This is a genomic window from Microbacterium luteolum (assembly GCF_039533965.1).
Taxonomy (GTDB): Bacteria; Actinomycetota; Actinomycetes; order Actinomycetales; family Microbacteriaceae; genus Microbacterium; species Microbacterium luteolum.
This window is the reverse complement of sequence record NZ_BAAAUN010000001.1, coordinates 3,832,888-3,850,447: the sequence shown is the minus strand read 5'-3', so window position 1 is coordinate 3,850,447 and position 17,560 is coordinate 3,832,888. Positions and strand designations below refer to the sequence as shown.

At 66.5% G+C, this 17,560-nt stretch carries 20 protein-coding genes and 1 tRNA gene; 10 read left to right on the top strand and 11 right to left on the bottom strand.

Annotation, left to right across the window (positions count from 1 at the left end):
- Positions 1-370 precede the first annotated feature (370 nt).
- Entirely contained in the window at positions 371-748 is a 378-nt protein-coding gene (locus ABD648_RS18825) for a winged helix-turn-helix transcriptional regulator (protein ID WP_282216459.1), read from the bottom strand.
- 88 nt (positions 749-836) lie between these two features.
- Here ABD648_RS18825 and ABD648_RS18820 point away from each other — a divergent pair, with 88 nt between their 5' ends.
- Positions 837-1,223: a nuclear transport factor 2 family protein gene (locus ABD648_RS18820; protein WP_282216458.1), complete on the top strand. Its 387-nt coding sequence runs from the start codon at positions 837-839 to the stop codon at positions 1,221-1,223.
- A gap of 106 nt (positions 1,224-1,329) precedes the next feature.
- Here the strand turns inward: ABD648_RS18820 and ABD648_RS18815 are convergent, their stop codons facing one another.
- The 4 genes from ABD648_RS18815 to ABD648_RS18800 form a co-directional block, all read right to left on the bottom strand.
- Entirely contained in the window at positions 1,330-2,388 is a 1,059-nt protein-coding gene (locus tag ABD648_RS18815; RefSeq protein WP_282216457.1) for a zinc-dependent alcohol dehydrogenase, read from the bottom strand.
- A gap of 139 nt (positions 2,389-2,527) precedes the next feature.
- Entirely contained in the window at positions 2,528-3,106 is a 579-nt protein-coding gene (locus tag ABD648_RS18810; RefSeq protein ID WP_282216456.1) for a flavodoxin family protein, read from the bottom strand.
- A 216-nt stretch (positions 3,107-3,322) separates the two neighbouring features.
- Positions 3,323-5,017, bottom strand: coding sequence for a GAF domain-containing sensor histidine kinase (locus tag ABD648_RS18805; RefSeq protein WP_344709733.1), 1,695 nt, complete (start codon positions 5,015-5,017; stop codon positions 3,323-3,325).
- Between the two features lie 224 nt (positions 5,018-5,241).
- The gene (locus tag ABD648_RS18800; protein WP_344709731.1) at positions 5,242-5,610 is read right to left on the bottom strand and encodes a hypothetical protein; all 369 of its coding nucleotides are present in this window, start codon (positions 5,608-5,610) and stop codon (positions 5,242-5,244) included.
- Here ABD648_RS18800 and ABD648_RS20240 point away from each other — a divergent pair.
- Positions 5,524-5,892, top strand: coding sequence for a universal stress protein (locus ABD648_RS20240; protein ID WP_425561734.1), 369 nt, complete (start codon positions 5,524-5,526; stop codon positions 5,890-5,892). The genes ABD648_RS18800 and ABD648_RS20240 overlap by 87 nt on opposite strands.
- Positions 5,889-6,350, top strand: coding sequence for a universal stress protein (locus tag ABD648_RS18795; RefSeq protein WP_282216453.1), 462 nt, complete (start codon positions 5,889-5,891; stop codon positions 6,348-6,350). The genes ABD648_RS20240 and ABD648_RS18795 overlap by 4 nt, the downstream gene beginning before the upstream one ends.
- A gap of 149 nt (positions 6,351-6,499) precedes the next feature.
- On the opposite strand, the gene ABD648_RS18790 is transcribed toward ABD648_RS18795, so the two are convergent.
- Complete coding sequence (locus tag ABD648_RS18790) at positions 6,500-7,111, bottom strand: pyridoxamine 5'-phosphate oxidase family protein (protein ID WP_344709727.1); 612 nt, start codon at positions 7,109-7,111, stop codon at positions 6,500-6,502.
- Positions 7,112-7,262: 151 nt separating this feature from the next.
- On the opposite strand from ABD648_RS18790, the gene ABD648_RS18785 reads away from it, so the two are divergent.
- Complete coding sequence (locus tag ABD648_RS18785) at positions 7,263-7,919, top strand: response regulator (protein WP_282216451.1); 657 nt, start codon at positions 7,263-7,265, stop codon at positions 7,917-7,919.
- Here ABD648_RS18785 and ABD648_RS18780 read toward each other — a convergent pair.
- Positions 7,901-10,384, bottom strand: a complete 2,484-nt coding sequence (locus ABD648_RS18780) for a phosphoketolase family protein (RefSeq protein WP_282216450.1) — start codon at positions 10,382-10,384, stop codon at positions 7,901-7,903. The genes ABD648_RS18785 and ABD648_RS18780 overlap by 19 nt on opposite strands.
- Before the next feature lie 150 nt (positions 10,385-10,534).
- Between ABD648_RS18780 and ABD648_RS18775 the strand changes: the two genes are divergently transcribed.
- The 3 genes from ABD648_RS18775 to ABD648_RS18765 all read left to right on the top strand — a co-directional run bounded on the left by ABD648_RS18775 (position 10,535) and on the right by ABD648_RS18765 (position 13,421).
- Entirely contained in the window at positions 10,535-10,957 is a 423-nt protein-coding gene (locus tag ABD648_RS18775) for a pyridoxamine 5'-phosphate oxidase family protein (RefSeq protein WP_282216449.1), read from the top strand.
- A gap of 116 nt (positions 10,958-11,073) precedes the next feature.
- Positions 11,074-11,583: a universal stress protein gene (locus tag ABD648_RS18770; RefSeq protein ID WP_282216448.1), complete on the top strand. Its 510-nt coding sequence runs from the start codon at positions 11,074-11,076 to the stop codon at positions 11,581-11,583.
- Positions 11,580-13,421: a heavy metal translocating P-type ATPase gene (locus tag ABD648_RS18765; RefSeq protein ID WP_282216447.1), complete on the top strand. Its 1,842-nt coding sequence runs from the start codon at positions 11,580-11,582 to the stop codon at positions 13,419-13,421. The genes ABD648_RS18770 and ABD648_RS18765 overlap by 4 nt, the downstream gene beginning before the upstream one ends.
- A 132-nt stretch (positions 13,422-13,553) precedes the next feature.
- Here the strand turns inward: ABD648_RS18765 and ABD648_RS18760 are convergent.
- From ABD648_RS18760 to galU, 4 genes are all read right to left on the bottom strand, one after another.
- A tRNA-Ala gene (locus tag ABD648_RS18760) sits at positions 13,554-13,626 on the bottom strand.
- Between the two features lie 53 nt (positions 13,627-13,679).
- Complete coding sequence (locus tag ABD648_RS18755; RefSeq protein ID WP_282216446.1) at positions 13,680-14,525, bottom strand: hypothetical protein; 846 nt, start codon at positions 14,523-14,525, stop codon at positions 13,680-13,682.
- 90 nt (positions 14,526-14,615) lie between these two features.
- Positions 14,616-15,227 (bottom strand): GNAT family N-acetyltransferase, encoded by a 612-nt coding sequence (locus ABD648_RS18750; protein ID WP_282217452.1) that lies wholly within the window; start codon positions 15,225-15,227, stop codon positions 14,616-14,618.
- Between the two features lie 45 nt (positions 15,228-15,272).
- Entirely contained in the window at positions 15,273-16,160 is an 888-nt protein-coding gene (gene galU, locus ABD648_RS18745; protein ID WP_282216445.1) for a UTP--glucose-1-phosphate uridylyltransferase GalU, read from the bottom strand.
- Positions 16,161-16,201: 41 nt separating this feature from the next.
- Here galU and ABD648_RS18740 point away from each other — a divergent pair, with 41 nt between their 5' ends.
- From ABD648_RS18740 to mscL, 3 genes are read left to right on the top strand one after another with little or no spacing between them, the layout of a single operon-like run.
- Positions 16,202-16,798 (top strand): 5-formyltetrahydrofolate cyclo-ligase, encoded by a 597-nt coding sequence (locus ABD648_RS18740; protein WP_282216444.1) that lies wholly within the window; start codon positions 16,202-16,204, stop codon positions 16,796-16,798.
- 15 nt (positions 16,799-16,813) lie between these two features.
- Entirely contained in the window at positions 16,814-17,086 is a 273-nt protein-coding gene (locus ABD648_RS18735) for an FmdB family zinc ribbon protein (protein WP_282216443.1), read from the top strand.
- Between the two features lie 24 nt (positions 17,087-17,110).
- Complete coding sequence (gene mscL / locus ABD648_RS18730; protein WP_282216442.1) at positions 17,111-17,530, top strand: large conductance mechanosensitive channel protein MscL; 420 nt, start codon at positions 17,111-17,113, stop codon at positions 17,528-17,530.
- The last annotated feature ends 30 nt before the right edge of the window (positions 17,531-17,560 follow it).

Below are 17,560 nucleotides of genomic sequence, written 5' to 3'. Positions count from 1 at the left end.
GATAATTTGGCATTTGACAAGTGCACGCTGTTGAGTTCTCAAGGATCGGATGCTCCCACGACCCAGCCATCACAGCCAGGCCCGAAGGGCAACTTCTCTATCTTACTGATCTCGTTCCCGGTGTCAAATCGCCTTCCGGCGACCTGCTCGTGGGCACGAGGCAGTTCCTTCATCCTGAGCACTCGTGAAGAGGTTCGGGATTCGGGAGGTGTTCGATGCTTGACGGGAGCCGGTCCGAGGACCTCCGCTCAACCGTTTGGGGCGAACAAGTAATAAGTTACGCGGATCCCGGGGATCGGGCAAATCCAGCCTGACCGCCGGGCGTGTCGCACTGATTCCCGCGTCAGGGTGCTCCCCCGGGGCGTCTGCCTCAGGGCGCCAGGGTCTGGTCGTCGACAGCGGCGTCGTAGCGATCCTGTGCGTCGATCACGTCCTCGACGTGAGACTCCGCCCAGACCTGAAGGGCTCTGAGCGGCTCATGCAGAGTGTGGCCGAGCGCCGTGAGCCGATAGCGGGCATAACCGTCGGCATGAGCGACGCGCTCGACCATCCCGTCGCGCTCCAGTGCGCGGAGGGTGTCGGCCAGGACCTTCTTGGTGATCCCGTCCACGTCCCGGTGAAGCTCCCCGAAGCGTCGGGGGCGCTCATGGAGCAGAACGACGATCATCGCCGTCCACTTGTTCGCAATGCGAGCCAGCGAACGACGCGATGGGCACTGGGCGGAGAACACCGTCCACTCGGTTGTCATCCGGCGCTCCTCCTGGTGACGTTGAAGTAACCATGCCCGCCTCGACACGGTGGAATCTCAGGGTACCGAGCAGAAGCGGAGGACGAACATGTCGGCGATCGACGTGGTGGGACAGTACGGAGCCGCAATCGCGGCGGGAGACATGGATGCGCTGGTCGCGACACTCGCGGATGACGTGGTGTGGCATCAGCCGGGCGCCAACCAGCGCTCGGGCGATCACGTGGGGCCGGACGCGGTCCTTGCGCATCTGGGTGCATTCATGGAGCTGAGCGGCGGAACCTTCGCGCTCGAGACCGAGTCCGCGACGGAGAGCGGTCAGCTCGTCGCCACGACCGTGCGGTTCACGGCCCGGCGCGAAGGTGCTGCAGATCTCGACCAGCACGGCGTCGACGTGTTCCGCGTCGAGGGCGATCGGATCGCGGAGATCTGGCTGATCAGCGAGGACCAGGATGCAGAGGACCTCTTCTGGGGCTGAGCCCCGGAGGAAGAAGAAAGCCCCCGGCGGGTGCCGGGGGCTTTCTGTTCGGTGGACCTGCTGCACGCCTGTGCCAAACACTCAGCTCAGCGCCACTACTCACGCCTCACCGGGCGGCGAGTGCTGACGCTGAGAACGGCACGACGTCCGCCGTGTGGTACTGGAACACGAGTCGAGCGGGCACCGTACCGGCGAGCACCTCGTCGACGGACGAGTTCACCTGCTGCAGTTCGCGCGTCTCCGTGACGACCCTGGTGCGTCCGGCGGCATGCAGGGCGAAGACTTCGGCGAGGTCCTGCCGGGTACCGACGATGGAGCCGATGATGCTGATGCCCTTGAGCACGGTGTCGAAGATCGGCACGGTCAGCTCGCCGCCGGCGGGCAGGGAGACGAGAACCAGTCGACCTCCCCGATTCAGTGAAGTGAATGCCTGATCGAAGACGGTGGGTGCGACGGCGAGAACCACGGCCACGTCCGCTCCTCCGAGACTCCGGATCTGCTCGATCGGATCCACGTTGCGCGCGTTGACGACGTGATCCGCGCCGAGCTCGGATGCCAGCTCCAGCTTCTCGTCCGTGACATCCACCGCGATGACTTTCGCCCCCACGAGGCGGGCGTACTGCACGGCGAGGTGTCCGAGTCCCCCGACACCGAAGATCACGACGGTTTCTCCTGGGGTGACGCGCGCGTTCTTGATCGCTGCGTACGTCGTGACTCCCGCGCAGGTGAGGGGTGCGGCGTCGAGTGCGGTGACGCCGTCGGGAACCGGGGTGGCGAAACGCGAGTCGGCCAGCATGTACTCGCCGAATCCGCCGTCCACGGCGTAGCCGTTGTTGTACTGCTGCTCGCAGAGGTTCTCGCGGCCGTCGATGCAGAACCGACACTCGCCGCACGCGTGTCCGAGCCACGGCATCGCGACCCGCTGCCCGATCGTGCGGTTCGTCACCCCGTCTCCGAGCTGCTCGATGATCCCCACGCCTTCGTGCCCGGGAACCAGAGGAAGACTCGGCTTCACCGGCCAGTCTCCGTGCATGGCATGGATATCGGTGTGGCACAGCCCGCACGTCTCGAGGCGGACCAGAACTTGTCCGGGACCGGGCTGCGGGATCGGGCGCTCCTCGACGTGCGCCGGCGAACCGAATTCTGTGACAACTGCTGCTCGCATCATTCCTCCTTGACGGGATTCGTACGACGGAAGTCTTTCGCGGGTGGGCACCAGCCAACGGGTCGAAGGTCCTTCCGCGACGACTCCATGGGTCAGAACGCCGGCGAGACAACGTGCGACTGCCGCCTCCCGCTCGCGGTCATCGCTTCATCGAAGTCTCCGGACGCGCCGACGCCGCTACGGCGCTTGCGATCGCGCGCCCCCAGCGACGTGCACGGTCGATCTCCGCCGGCAGCAGATGACTGTCCTTGTCGACGAGAAAGCTCTCCGAGGGGACGACCTCGCGTAGGTCGTGCTTTCTCAGCCGCTTCGCGATCGCGGAAGCTGCCGAGCCGGTGAAGATCCGCGGCATGTCGACGCGGGTGTCGAACGCGACGTAGCCGATCCGCGGGGACGGGCAGCGGTCGATCCACTCCCTCACTCCGGTGGCGCGGCTGTCCCCTTCGAACCGCAGATGTTTCGCCGGGTCGCGTGCCCAGCTTTCGGCTTCCGTCCGGGATGCAGGCCGACTCAGCGAATGCGCGTGCGTCGGCGCGCCGACGACCAGGACGTCGCAGTCAGTGAGGGCGGGTGCATCGACAACGGACATCACCGACACGGGGGTGGTCTCCCGGATTCCGTCCGCGATGGCCTCTGCCACCTGCCGCGTGCTGCCGAACAGCGATTCGAACACGATGGTCACCGTCGGACCCGGTTCTTGCGGATGGTCGGTGGTCACCGCCCCGCCTCCGCCGGGATCAGATCGGTGAGGTCGATCGGCTGCGTGGGCGGAAGCTGCAGGTCGGCCGGACCGACGGAAAGCGGTGGGCGGATGACGAAACTGGTGTCGTTCATGATGCTCCTTGTGCGGCGATGTGGTTCCCGCGATGTCACACATCGTTTCCCGTCACCGTTTCGGACGCAGGGTCGAACGTCCCATCGCGTTCGGCTGGATCTACTCCGCGGCCTGAGCCGATTCGAGGGGGACGTGCCATCGCACCCGTGTCCCGCCCGTGCTTCGCGGCTCGATGTTGCAGGCGCCGCCATGCGTGCGCGCGCGAGTGGCGAGGTTCGCCGTGCCGCTCGTGCGTGAGGGACGCGCGGGCATCCCGATCCCGTCATCGTCCACGACGATCGTGATGTGCGAGGAAGACACGGAGAGGCTGACCTCCGTGGCCGTCGCTCTCGCATGACGCGCGACGTTGCTGAGCGATTCCCGCACCACGGCGACGACGTCGTCGGCGAGTTCGCCCGTCACGAGAAGGTCGACGGGACCCGCGAAGGTGATCCGGGGTGAGCTGGCGAGGCGCGGCGTGATCTCGTTCGCCACATCGAGCACGCGGTGGCGGACCGACCCCGGGTCGGATGTCTGAAGAGTGAAGATCGCTGTGCGGAAGTCCGCGATCGCGGCATCTATCTCACCGACCTGTGCGGCGATCGTCGCAGCGTGAGCGGGGATCTTCGCGGCGAGCGCCTGCAGACCGAGACCGGTGCCGAAGAGCCGCTGGATGACGTTGTCGTGAAGGTCTCGGGCGATCCGGGCCCGCTCCTCGATCAGATCCAGCCGTTGACGATCGGTGCGTGCTTGCGCGAGAGCGAGCGCGAGCCCTGCCTGGGCGGCGAACTCTGCCAGCGTCGAAAGATCCTCGGGTGAGAACCGACTGCCGTTCGCATCACGCGTCACATAGAGAGCTCCGGCGGGAGTGCCCGCTACGACCAGAGGAACAGCGACCGTCGAACCGACGGCGAACTGAGGGTCGGTGGAAAGCGCACCCGTCGGCCCGTCGGAGGCTACTGCACCCCCACTTTCCATCGCTTGGGAGATCACCGCATTGTCACCGGACACTTCGGAGCCTTCCAGGGATCCAGCGCCCATCCCCCGCGCCGTGTCGACAAGGTATCTCCCCGTAAGAGGATCGGGGACGACGATGCAGACCAGGTCCGCCTCCACGAGCGATGCGACGCGCTCGGCGAGAACGCCGAATACCTCTCCGGCATCCGGGGACAGGAGGGCTGCGGTGATCTCGGCCAGTGCGCTGCTCAGCCGTTGCAGCCGAAGGGACTCCTCGAAGCGGCGCGCATTGTCGATCGCGATCGCCGCGGTCGATGCGAGGGCGAGGACCAGCTCCTCGTCCTCGTCGGTGAAGCTCCCCCCTGCGCGGTTGGTGAGGTACAGGTTGCCGTAGATCTCGCCGTGCACACGAATCGGCACCCCGAGGAAGGTGCCCATAGGCGGGTGGTGGGCTGGGAAACCGACCGAACGCGGATCACCACCGAGATCGTCGAGGCGGATCGGGTGCGCGCTCTCGATGACGGCCCCGAGGATGCCATGCCCTTCGGGAAGGTGTCCGATCTCCTCGGCCAGAGCCGCCGGCATCCCGACGTGGATGAACTGTTCGAGGCGTCCCTCCCGATCGATGACGCCGAGCGCACCGTATTGGGCATCGACCAGGGTGACAGCCGCTTCCGCGATGTGACGAAGCACCTGCTCGAGTTCCAGATCCTCGACCACGGCCTGGTTGGCACGGAGCAGGCTCCTCAACCGCTCTTGCGAGGCGAGGACGAGATGGGCGCGATCGAGTAGCTCCCCGATCGTGTTCTCCAGCTCCGAGCGCCGCCGGTCGGGGAACTCGAGATCCTTCTTGTTCATCGAACCGCCTTCCCGGCTGCCGATGAGGACGACACTACTCGTGTTCGTGGGTGAGGGGACCTTCGACTCTGTCGCGGGTCGCTCCCCCCGTTCGACCATTGACTCCGGTTACCGACGAGGAGGGGCGGCTCAGCATGAGTGGACGATTCGTCGTCGGTGTCGGGGGCACCGATCCGGTTGACGCTGCCGAGGCGTGGGCGGCTGCCCATGCTTCCCTCTCTGGCTCACGTGTCGTCCGGGTGCACGTCGGAGCACCGGAGCCGGGTACTGCCCGCTCGAGCGCGGACACGCCGAGCGACGTCGTGTTCCTGAGCGGCGCCGTCCCCGAAGCTCTCGCGGATTTCGTGCGCGACGAGGACATTCTCGTCATCGGCACGGGCAAGACCGGGTTCATCCGCAGCCGGGTCTTCGGCACATTGAGCCTTCAGATCGCTGCGGAGGCCAGGTGCGGCGTTGCCGTGATCCCGCGGGTCGATCTGCGTTTCCGAAGGGGAATCGTCGCCGGAGTGAAAGACGACGAGGTCTTGCCGGCGATTGTTCACGCCGCCGCCGACGAGGCGAATGCCCGAGAGGAAACCCTCCAGTTGATACATTCATCCGGCGAGGGCCTCGTCCCGGCGCCCATCGAGATCGGAGGACCCGTTCTCGATCGCGCCGCCGCCATGGCCGTCGAGAGAGCACCGAACGCGAGGCTCCGAATCCGAGCCAGCGAGCGCCCTCCCGCAGAGGCTCTGCTCGACGCCTCCCGGAATGCATCGCTCCTCGTGATCGGAGCGGGGCATCCGCGAGGAGCCGGTCACGCTCTCGGAGCGGTGACCCACGACGTGCTCGTGAACATCAATGCCCCGGTCCTCGTCGTCCGTCCAACAGCATGATCGAGATCGCCCGACCCCAGCCCGTCATTGTGGGCGTCGACGGCTCCGCAGCGTCCGTGGAGGCACTCGCGCTGGCCGCGACGATCGCCCGCGCCGTCGGCGCGCCACTCCAGGCGATCACCACCTGGACGTACCCGGTGATGCTCGATCCGCTGGACCCCGGTTCCGACTGGTCATCCGAAGAGGAGGCGCAGCGCCTTCTCGACGACGCCGTTCGCGAAGCCTTTCAAGGGCATCCTCCCGATGGTTTCCGCGCGTCCACCCTCCCCGGTCCAGCCGCTCGGGTGCTACTCGAACAGAGCGATCGCGCGACCATGCTGGTCGTCGGCAGCCGTGGTTGCGGCGGGTTCCGGAGACTACTGCTCGGTTCGGTGAGCGCCGCCTGTGCCGCCCATGCGCACTGCCCCGTCCTCGTCGTGCATGCGCCTGTTCTCGACGAGCGCCTGCGAACCTCGTGAAAGGAGCGACGCCCCCGACGCGTCGCCCCTTCCACCTCCCCCTTCGGCGCCGCCCTCCGCCTCCTGCCTGGCCCCACACCTGGCATCCGACCGAGCCCCGCTACAGGCGGCTGACCTCTAAGCCCTCCGGGTGATCATGCGGCGACGGTTCAGCCGCCTGTCCACGGCCGGAGGTGTGGAATCGGCTGCGGCTTGTCCGCCGTCCGATGCGGCGTACGGCCCCGCGGCGTGACGTGTTCCTCCGTCACGATCTCCCGCTCCGGTGTCGCACGAGCATCGTCCGCTCTCGCCGGAGCGGAACTGCCGACAGCGAATCGGCGGCCGGTGACCGTGTCGGGGACGAGCCGCAGATAGTTGTGCTTCGCGGTGGGGCTGCTCGAGATGAGCTGGAGAACCCCGGATGCTGCGATGGCAGCGTCCGTGTTCATCCTTGTCGCCCTCCCCCTGATCACGACGCTCCAATGGAATGCATCGGTGATCCCGTCAACCTCGAAGGCCACTTCGGGGTGAGCGACGAGGCTTCGCAGCTTGGCGCCCGGCGCTGACCTCACGTACAGGCTTCCCTCGTGAACGAGATAGTTGAGCGGAAACACGTCGGGGTGGCCGTCGACGTTCTGGACAGCAAGACGACCCAATGAACTCGCCTCGATCAGCCGCCAGCACGCTGCCGTGCCGATCTCCTCAACACCGACTGCTGCCGCCGCCGGCGCAGCGGCCGACGTGTCACGGTAGGAAGGGGCGGGGTCGTCGTTCACCATCATCCGTCTCCTGAGTCTCGGGGCGGGCCTTTCAAGAACGACCCCAGTCAACAGCCGGGCACCGGTGTGGACAGGGTCGAAGGTCCCGAGGCTTCGTGCGATTCGAGGGGTACGCTGAGGCCCACGCACGAGCAGCGAGAGAGACGGTGGTGGAGTGTTCCGGATCTTCCTCGTCGACGACCACGAAGTGGTTCGGCGCGGTGTCGCCGACCTCTTGGATGCACAACCGGATCTCACCGTGATCGGCGAGGCGGCGACTGTGCGCGAAGCGGCCGCGCGTGTCGCTGCGACCCTGCCGGACGTCGTCGTGCTCGACGTGCATCTCCCCGACGGCAGCGGCATCGATCTGTGCCGTCAGATCCGGCAGGCGCATCCGAAAGTGCAATGTCTGATACTCAGCGCCTTCGACGATGACGATGCGGTTTTCGCGGCCGTGATGGGGGACGCGGCAGGCTACCTGGTGAAGACGCTGCGCACCGGTGAACTCGTGGCAGCGGTCCGCGCCGTCGCGGAAGGCCAGAGATTGCTGAAACCATCGATGGTGCGACATGTCACGCGCAGTGTCAGTCGAGCTGAGGAAGACGACCCGCGTTTCGGCGCGTTGAGTCTGCGCGAGAAGCAGATACTCACCCTCATCGCCGAGGGGCTGTCGAATCGGCAGATCGGCGAGCGACTCGGCCTGGCGGAGAAGACGGTGAAGAACTACGTGTCCTCCCTCCTGAGCAAGCTGGGACTCGAACGACGCACGCAGGCGGCAGTCCTCCAGACCGAGCGGGCGAATCGCCCGGCCGATCACTCGTTCGGTCGGTGATCGACCCCATCAGCGGGCCCCGTCCAGGCCCAGTTCCTGATCTCGGGCGCGTCCTCGCCATGGAGCCGCGTATACGCCCGTGCGCGTACCCGTGAATCCTGCATTTCCTGTCGCAAGCCCGCCTCCCGGGCTCCGAGACCAGGAACTCGGTCGATCACGTCCATCACCAGGTGGAACCGGTCGATGTCGTTCATCATCACCATGTCGAACGGTGTGGTCGTGGTGCCTTCCTCGATGTATCCGCGCACGTGGAGATGGGCGTGGCCGTGGCGGCGATAGGTCAGACGATGAATGAGCCACGGGTAGCCGTGGTAGGCGAAGACGACAGGCTTGTCGGCGGTGAAGATCGCGTCATATTCCTGATCGTCCAGGCCGTGCGGGTGCTTGTCCTGCGTCTGCAGCCGCATGAGGTCGACGACGTTGACAACGCGCACCTTCAATTCCGATATCCGGCTCCGCAGGATGGATGCTGCGGCGAGCACCTCCAACGTCGGGACGTCGCCCGCCGCCGCGAGGACGACATCAGGTTCCTCCCCTGGCCGTTCGGTCCCTGCCCAGTCCAGGAGGCCCAAACCGCGGGTGCAGTGCTCGATCGCGGCATCCATATCGAGCCAGTTCGGCGCCGGCTGCTTCCCCGCGACGACGACGTTCACATAGTCGCGAGAACGCAGACAATGGTCGTACGTCGACAGCAGGGTGTTCGCATCGAAGGGCAGATACACCCGGACCACATCGGCTTTCTTGTTCACGACGTGGTCGATGAACCCGGGGTCCTGGTGGGACAGCCCGTTGTGATCCTGCCGCCAGACGTGAGAGCTGAGCAGGTAGTTCAGCGAGGAGATCGGCCGCCGCCACGGTATACCCCGGCTCGTCTTCAGCCACTTCGCATGCTGATTGAACATCGAGTCCACGATGTGGATGAACGCCTCGTACGAGTTGAGGAGGCCGTGGCGGCCGGTCAACAGGTATCCCTCCAGCCAGCCCTGGCACTGATGTTCGCTGAGCATCTCGACGACCCTGCCGGTGCGCGCCAGATGGTTGTCGTCGTCCATCGGCAGCGACTCGGCGTTCCATTGCTTGTCCGTCACTTCGAAGACGGCATCGAGGCGGTTGGATGCTGTCTCGTCGGGGCCGAAGATGCGGAAGTCGTGCGGGTTGGCCTCGATCACATCGCGAAGCCAGCCTCCGAGCACACGGGTCGCCTCGCTCACAGTCGCGCCCGGCTCTGGGACGTCGACCGCGTAGTCGCGGAAGTCCGGGAGTCGCAGATCCTTCCTCAGCAGGCCGCCGTTCGCTACCGGATTGGCGCTCATCCTGAGGTCCCCGTCGGGGGCCAGTGCTGAGACCGATTCGGCGACGGCGCCGTTCTCATCGAAGAGCTCATCCGGACCGTAGGACCGCATCCACGATTCGAGCAGCCTTGTGTGCGCCTCGGTGTCGCGCGCATCGCGCAGCGGCACCTGATGCGATCGCCAGTTGTCCTCCGCCGGGTGGCCGTCGATCTCTCTCGGACACGTCCACCCTTTCGGCGTGCGCAGGATGATCATCGGCCACGCCGGTCGCCCGCGCAGAGCGCCGGAGTCTGCATCCGCCTTGATTCGCGCGATGTGATCCAGGACTTCGTCGATGACCACGGCGAAGCGTCGATGCACGTCCATCGGATCCTCTCCGTCGAACCCACCGGAGACGAGGTACGGGGTGTGGCCGTACCCGCGCATGAGCTCGAGCAGTTCCGTCTCGGGTATCCGAGCGAGAAGCGTGGGGTTGGCGATCTTGTACCCGTTGAGATGCAGGATCGGCAGAACCACCCCGTCCTGCCGCGGATTGACGAACTTGTTCCCGTGCCACCCGGTCGCCAGCGGGCCGGTCTCGGCTTCTCCGTCACCGACGACCGTGGCGACGAGGAGGTCGGGATTGTCGAACGCGGCGCCGTAGGCATGAGAGAGGGAATAGCCGAGCTCACCGCCTTCGTGGATCGACCCGGGGGTCTCCGGTGCGACGTGGCTCGGTATGCCCCCAGGGAAGGAGAACTGGCGGAACAGTCGCCGCACGCCGTCCTCCGAGCGATCGATGGAGTCGTAGATCTCGCTGTACGTCCCATCCAGGTAGGCGTTCGCGACCATGCCGGGACCGCCGTGCCCGGGGCCCGCGATGTAGATCGCATGGAGAGATCGCTCTCGGATGACGCGATTGAGGTGCGCGTAGACGAAGTTGAGGCCAGGGGTGGTTCCCCAGTGTCCGAGCAGTCGCGGTTTGATGTGGTCCGGAGTGAGGGGTTCTCGGAGGAGCGGATTGTCGAGCAAGTAGATCTGCCCGACTGAGAGATAGTTCGCTGCGCGCCACCACGCGTTCACGGCATGAAGCGCCGTCTCGGTGACGGGCCTCGCACCACGTAGCGGCCACGGATGTGTAGCCAGGAAGTCGACGGAGCGGTCATCGGCGATCCCAGCGGATAGTTCGTCCATTGCTGCAGTCTTGCTCTGAGTCGACACCCTGCCAGTGCCCTAGGTCCCGCCGGTCGGGATCGCGATGGCGGGACCTTCGACCCTGGCTGCACCAACGAAGCGGGCCCACGATGTCTGCACGACACCGAAGTCTCGAGAACGGGAGCCATCATGACCGAGACGGAACGCCAGCCTTCTCGACAGCTGACCGAGGATGAGTGCTGGGGCCTTCTGTCGCGGGCGCCCTATGGACGGATCGCATCCAGCGCAGCCGGTGAGATCGACATCTTCCCGGTCAATCACCGGACGGACGGGCACTCCATCGTCTTCCGCACGTCGGCGGGCAGGAAGCTCGTGGAGTTGACGATCCGCAACTCGGTCGCGTTCGAGATCGACGGGCACGATGATCGTGAGGCCTTCAGCGTGGTCGTCAAGGGCATCGCGGAGGAGTTCGACCGGGATGCTGAGGTGCGAGACGCGGAACGCCTGGGGGTGCATCCCTGGGCCCCGGAAGAGAAGGACCGTTGGGTGCGGATCACTCCCACCAGCGTCCAGGGCCGAGTGTTCGATCTCGTGACTGGACCATCGTCCTGAGAACGTCGAGGTTCGCACGTACTGGGCATTGCGGACAAGCGCCTTGCGGATGCGCTCCTCCGTATCGGCGGCGGAGGGACGCGCCTTCAGCGTGATCATGCTGTACCGATGCTCGTATGACCTTCGTCCCGGTCGCTGCGGCCTCAGCAGGACACCGTGGACCTATGGAAAAAGCAGTCACAGATCGTATCGTCGTCGGCGTGGACGGATCTGAAACCTCCATCTCGGCTCTTCGCTACGCCGCGCGGATGGCCAACGCACTCGATGCTCCGCTGCACGTCGTCACGACATGGACAGCACCACCGATCGATCCCTATCTGGCCATCGACTGGACGCCGGAGAAGTACGCCGGAGAGACCCTCGACGCCGCGATCGAGGAGGCTTTCGGCAAGACGCCACCTGACGGACTCACCCGTGCTGTCCTCCCTGGAGCAGCAGCGCGCACGCTCATCGGACTGAGCGATACGTGCGCGATGCTCGTGCTCGGCAGTCGAGGCCACGGTGGATTCGTGGGACTCCTGTTGGGCTCCGTCAGTGCGGCTTGCGCCGAGCACGCGCATTGCCCGGTGCTGATCGTGCACACACGGAAGACCAATGAGGACGCGGACCAGGAAGCGACTTCTTGATCTCTCTGCTCCGGAGGTACCCCGTCATCGCGATCACGATCATCGTCTTCATCGGGGTCTTGGCGCTGCATGCCGTCGGCACGCAGAACGCAGGGCGGTGGGTGGCGACGATCTACGTCGGAGGGTTCATCGCCTGGACGATGAACGTCATGATCCGCGACGTGATTCGCGGACACGTCGGACTCGACATCCTGGCCCTTGTGGCCATGATCGCCACGCTCGCGGTCGGCGAGTACATCGCCTCGCTCATCATCGTGCTGATGCTCGCCGGCGGCGAGGCGCTGGAGGACTTCGCCGGCAGACGTGCCAAGCGCGACCTGTCCGCCCTGCTCGACAGGTCGCCCCGTGTCGCGCACGTGCTCTTGCACGCTGAGGACCCGAATGGCGCTGAGGTCGAGGACGTCCCCGTGGATGACGTCGTCGTCGGAGACGTGCTTCTCGTCCGCCCATCCGAGATCGTCCCCGTCGACGGCTCCCTCCTCACCGACACCGGCTCCTTCGACCAGTCCTCGCTGACGGGCGAGAGCATGCCTGTCGCTCGCGAAGCCGGCCAGGAAGTGCTGTCGGGATCGATCAACGGGAACCGGGCGGCAAGAATCCGTGCGGAGCGCTCCAGCGCCGACAGCCAGTACCAACAGATCGTCGCACTCGTGCGGGCCGCGGAAGACTCCCGTTCTCCCGTCGTCCGATTGGCTGACCGCTTCGCCATACCGTTCACCGCCGTCGCGCTGATCCTGGCCGGAACCGCATGGGCGATCTCCGGGGACTCCACACGGTTCGCTGAGGTCCTCGTGCTGGCCACGCCATGCCCACTCCTGATCGCGGCACCGGTCGCGTTCCTCGGCGGTCTCTCCCGGGCAGCGAAGGCCGGAGTGATCATGAAAGGCGGCGCCGTGATCGAGCAGATCGCCCGGGTGCGCTCTGCTGCCTTCGACAAAACAGGGACACTCACTCAGGGCCGCCCCGAGGTTATCGACATCCGCCCGTCCGAAGGGTTCGGGGCCGACGAGATCCTGCAGCTTGCCGCCTCCGCGGAGCAATACTCCTCGCACGTTCTCGCCGACGGGATCCGGCGTGCTGCAGAGAGCAGGGGCCTCCTCCTGCGGGCTGTCACCGATGCTCGCGAGGAAGCCACCAACGGCGTCGTGGCAACGATCGATGGGCGTACCGTGGTCGTCGGCAAGCCCGCATTCGTCGCCGACCTCGCCCCCGGTACCACTCGGGCCCTGCTTCATGTCGGCGAGGCCGCGGCCTACATGGCAGTGGACGGACGGTTCGCCGGCGTGCTCGTACTCGCCGACGACGTACGTCCGGAAGCAGCGGACGTCGTCTCGTGGCTGCGCACCCACGATATCGATCGGATCATCATGCTCACCGGCGACGTGCGATCGACCGCCGAAGCCGTCGGGCAGCGCGTCGGGATCACCCAGGTTCGCGCTGAGCTGCTGCCTCCGGAGAAGGTGCGCCTCGCCAGGGAACTCGAACCTCGACCGATGATGATGGTCGGCGACGGTGTCAATGACGCACCCGTCCTGGCCGCGTCCGACATCGGTGTCGCCATGGGAGCCAAGGGGGCGACCGCCGCCGGCGACGCCGCCGATGTCGTGATCCTCGTGGATTCACTGGCAAGCGTCGTCGACGCGGTAGCGATCAGCCGCCACACGCTGCGAGTCGCACTGACAGCGATCTGGATCGGCATCGCGCTGAGTCTCGTCCTCATGATCGTCGCCATGACCGGGATCATCCCGGCCGTCGTCGGTGCTGTCACTCAGGAATTCGTCGACCTGGCCACGATCCTCTACGCCCTCCGCGCGTTGCGGGGACCGCTCAAGCGGTGATCGAGCGCACTTTCGCAGTCCTGGTCCGTCGCCCGCGAACAGGGAGAGAGCGGACGCCGAACCCAGAGCGCAGCAGAAACAAGAACGGCCGATCAGTCATGATCTCTCATGTCCGATCGGCCGTCTTCACGGTGGACCTAAGGGGATTCGAACCCCTGACCTCCTCGATGCGAACGAGGCGCGCTACCAACTGCGCCATAGGCCCGTGAACGGGTTCTACGTTATCACGCCGTCGGAGCCCATCGCGTCGCGCGATGCTCAGCCGGCAGCGCGTCGCGAGAGGAGCTCTCGGACGTGCGCCTCGATCTCGGCATCGTCGACGAAGCCCATCTTCGCGTACGGCGACGATGCTGCGGGAAGCTGCACGGGAGCGTCCGGGGACATCTGCTCCGCACGCTCGCGGAGAGCGGCGACCCGCGCCGCCTTGCGACGCGCTTCCTGGGCCTCGATCTCTGCACGCGCCGCCTGAGCTCGCGACCCGGCGACGGTGACCAGCGGCTCCGGCAACGGGCGCGGAGTCCAAGTCGCGCGCCCCTGGTCGTGCAGCGCTGGTGCAGTGCGCTCACGGGCGGGTTCGGCGACGACCTGCGGCCGACGAGCGGCGCGCTGCGCCACGGATGCCATCCGCTGCAGCATCACGCCGGCGATCACGATCAGCGCCCCGCCGATCCACGCCAGGGTCTGCGCGCCGGTGGCCAGGATCTGCCAGACGCCGAGACCGGCGACGGCCAGGCCGAGCAGGAGCGCGCTCGTGGCCACGACTCGCACCCGACGACGGGCCCGCGCGCGGCGGATCACCGGGTCGGCACGGGTCGCCGCGAGTTCCTGGCGCAGGGACTCGAGCTCGGCCGACTCGCGCTCGGACTGCACGCGCTTCGCCAGCTTCTGCTGCGCCAGCGCGGTCCGCGCGTTGAGCTCGAAGCGGACCTCGCCGGGCGTCTCACTCGTCTCGGCGAGTACGCGCAGCGCCTGATTCAGACGGACGGCGTTCCGCTCGGAGGCGTTGTACTGGTAGCGGCCTCGCCATGACGGCAGCAGATAGAGCATCCACAGGAGCACGGAGACGAGGACGATCACTCCCCCACTCAGCACCGGCCCGTCCATAGGGACAACGGTAAGCGCTGAGGGGCGCTGCGCGGCGCAGGCGGCGCGTGTCGCGGCGAGTCCGTTCCGGAACCCGTGCGAACCGAGGTCTCAGAGGGCGATGCGATCGGACGGCGGCACCGTCGCGGCATCCGGCGGCACCTGCCCGTTCAGCCAGCGGGCCAGCACTCCCTGGGGCACATCCTCGCGCGTCAGCGAGAACGCGTAGTGGTCGCGCCAGTCCCCGTCTATGTGGATGTAGCGACGGCGCAGCCCCTCATATCGGAAGCCGAGCTTCTGCACCACGCGCAGACTCGCCGCGTTCTCCGGGCGGATGCAGATCTCCATCCGGTGCAGGCCGTACTCGGTGAAGCAGGCATCGGTCGCGAGAGCCACGGCCGTCGGAGTGATCCCCCGACCGGCGAACCGCTCGCTCACCCAGTAGCCGATGGTCGCCGAGCACAGCGAGCCGCGGGCCACGCCCCAGACGTTGAGCTGTCCGGCGACCTCGCCCTCGTACTCCATGACGAAGGGGTAGCCCGAACCGTCCTTGTACTGCTGCAGCAGTCGACGGATGCTGAGGCGCATGTCGAACGACACCGAACCGTAGGGGACGGTCGCCTCCCACGGCTGCAACCACGATCGGTTCGCGAGCAGCTCGTGCTGCAGCGGACGGGCGTCCTTCGTGCGCACGAGCCGAAGCTCGATCGGTCCGTGCCGCATTCCCGTCGCCAGATCCATGACTCGTCCCGACGCCCGCAGAGTCGCCTAGAGGCGTTCCGCGAACTCCTTGAGCCAGGGCCGCAGTTCCGGGCCGAGGTCGTCGCGGTCGGACGCCAGCTGCACGATCGCCTTGATGTAGTCCACGCGGTCGCCGGTGTCGTAACGACGTCCGCGGAAGATGACGCCGACCACGCCGGGGCCATCCGGGTCTGCTGCCATCTCCTGCAGAGCGTCGGTCAGCTGGATCTCGCCGCCCTTGCCCGGCTCGGTGCGCTCGAGGATCTCGAAGACGGATGCCGGCAGCACGTAGCGGCCGATGATGGCGAGGTTCGAGGGGGCGTCCTCCTGCGCGGGCTTCTCGACGAGGCCGGTCACGCGAACGTTCTCCGACCCCTCGATCGACTCGACGGCGGCGGCACCGTACATGTGGATGCTGGCGGGGTCGACCTCCATCAGCGCGATCACCGCTGCACCGCTGCGCTCGTGCTCGGCGATCATGTCGATCAGCAGCGGGTCGCGCTCGTCGATCAGGTCGTCCCCGAGGAGCACGGCGAACGAGCTGTCGCCGACGTGGGTGCGTGCACGCAGCACGGCGTGTCCGAGACCCTTGGGCTCCCCCTGGCGGACGAAGTGGATGTCGGCGAGGTCGCTCGACTTCACGACGCTCGCGAGGCGACCGTCGTCCCCCTTCTCCAACAGCTTGACCTCGAGCTCGGGGACCGAGTCGAAGTGGTTCGAGATCGCATTCTTGTTGCGACCGATGATGACGAGAATGTCATCGATCCCTGCGTCTGCAGCCTCTTCCACCACGTACTGGATGGCCGGCTTGTCGACGACAGGGAGCATCTCCTTCGGCATCGCCTTCGTCGCAGGCAGGAAACGCGTCCCCAGTCCTGCCGCGGGAATGACGGCCTTGATCTTGTGCTCACCCATCCTGACAGCCTAGCGGTCAGCCCCGCCGTAGACTCAGAGCCATGTCGAACGACGTCGAACACGCCAAACGCGCCCTCCGCGCCGAACTGCGTGAGCGTCGCCAGCTCCTCTCCGAATCGCAGCGCGACGCCGCGGCATCCGAGATCGGCGCGCGCCTCGATGCGCTGGTCGACGCGCTCGGCGCACGATCGATCTCCTGCTTCCTCTCCACCACCACCGAACCCGGCACCCGCGAGTTCGTGAACAGGGCAGTGCGCCGCGGCATCCGAGTGCTGCTTCCGATCACCCGTGCCGACGGCCTGCTCGACTGGGCTGTCGCCACCGACGACGATCAGGTGACCGAGGGACTGTTCGGCCTGCCCGAGCCGACGGGCGAGGTGCTCGGCCCCATCGCCGTCAACGACGTCGACCTCATGATCGTCCCCGCTGCCGCCGTCGATCGCTCGGGAATGCGGATGGGCTGGGGCCGCGGATACTTCGACAAGACGATCGGCTCCATGGAGAAGTGCCCGCCCGTCTACGCCGTCATCTATGATTCCGAGATACTCGACTCCCTGCCGCGGGAGGTGCACGACCAGCCGGTGAACGGCGTCGTGACCCCGACGCAGACCCTGAACCTGTCGCCCACGCGACGCTGACCTGCAAGGATCCCCATGCCCACCTATGCCTATGCCTGCACGTCGTGCGGACACCAGTTCGACGCCGTCCAGAGCTTCTCCGACAACGCGCTCACCGAATGCCCCGAGTGCGGCGGCACGCTGCGCAAACAGTACGGGTCCATCGGAGTCACCTTCAACGGATCCGGGTTCTACCGCACGGACTCGCGCGCCAAATCGGGCGGATCGAGTGAAGGTTCGGCATCATCGAAGTCGGAGTCGAAGACGAGCGCCGCACCGGCCGCTGCGTCGACTCCAGCCTCTTCCTGAGGCCCCGACCCGTTGGGAGTTCCCATGCTCAAAGGCTTCAAGGATTTCATCCTCCGCGGCAATGTGATCGACCTGGCCGTCGCCGTGGTCATCGGCTCCGCGTTCACCGCCATCGTCAACGCCGTGGTGGCCAGCATCATCACGCCGCTCGTGTCGCTGTTCTTCGAGGCGGATGCGGCGGGCCAGTTCGGACCGAAGCTCACGAACATCTACGGCAACCCGGTCACCTTCCCGCTCGGTGACCTGATCTCGGCCATCATCAGCTTCCTCGCGGTCGCCGTGGTCGTCTACTTCGTGTTCGTCCTGCCGATGAACACCTTCAAGGCGCATGTCGAAGCCCGCAAGGGCACGGGGGCCGAGGAGCCGGAGGACGAGCCGGCCGCCGCGACCGAGGCCGAGCTCCTCGTCGAGATCCGGGACCTGCTCAAGAGCCAGCGCGCGTAGTCCCCCGCTTCGCGAGAGCCGCCGTCGTCC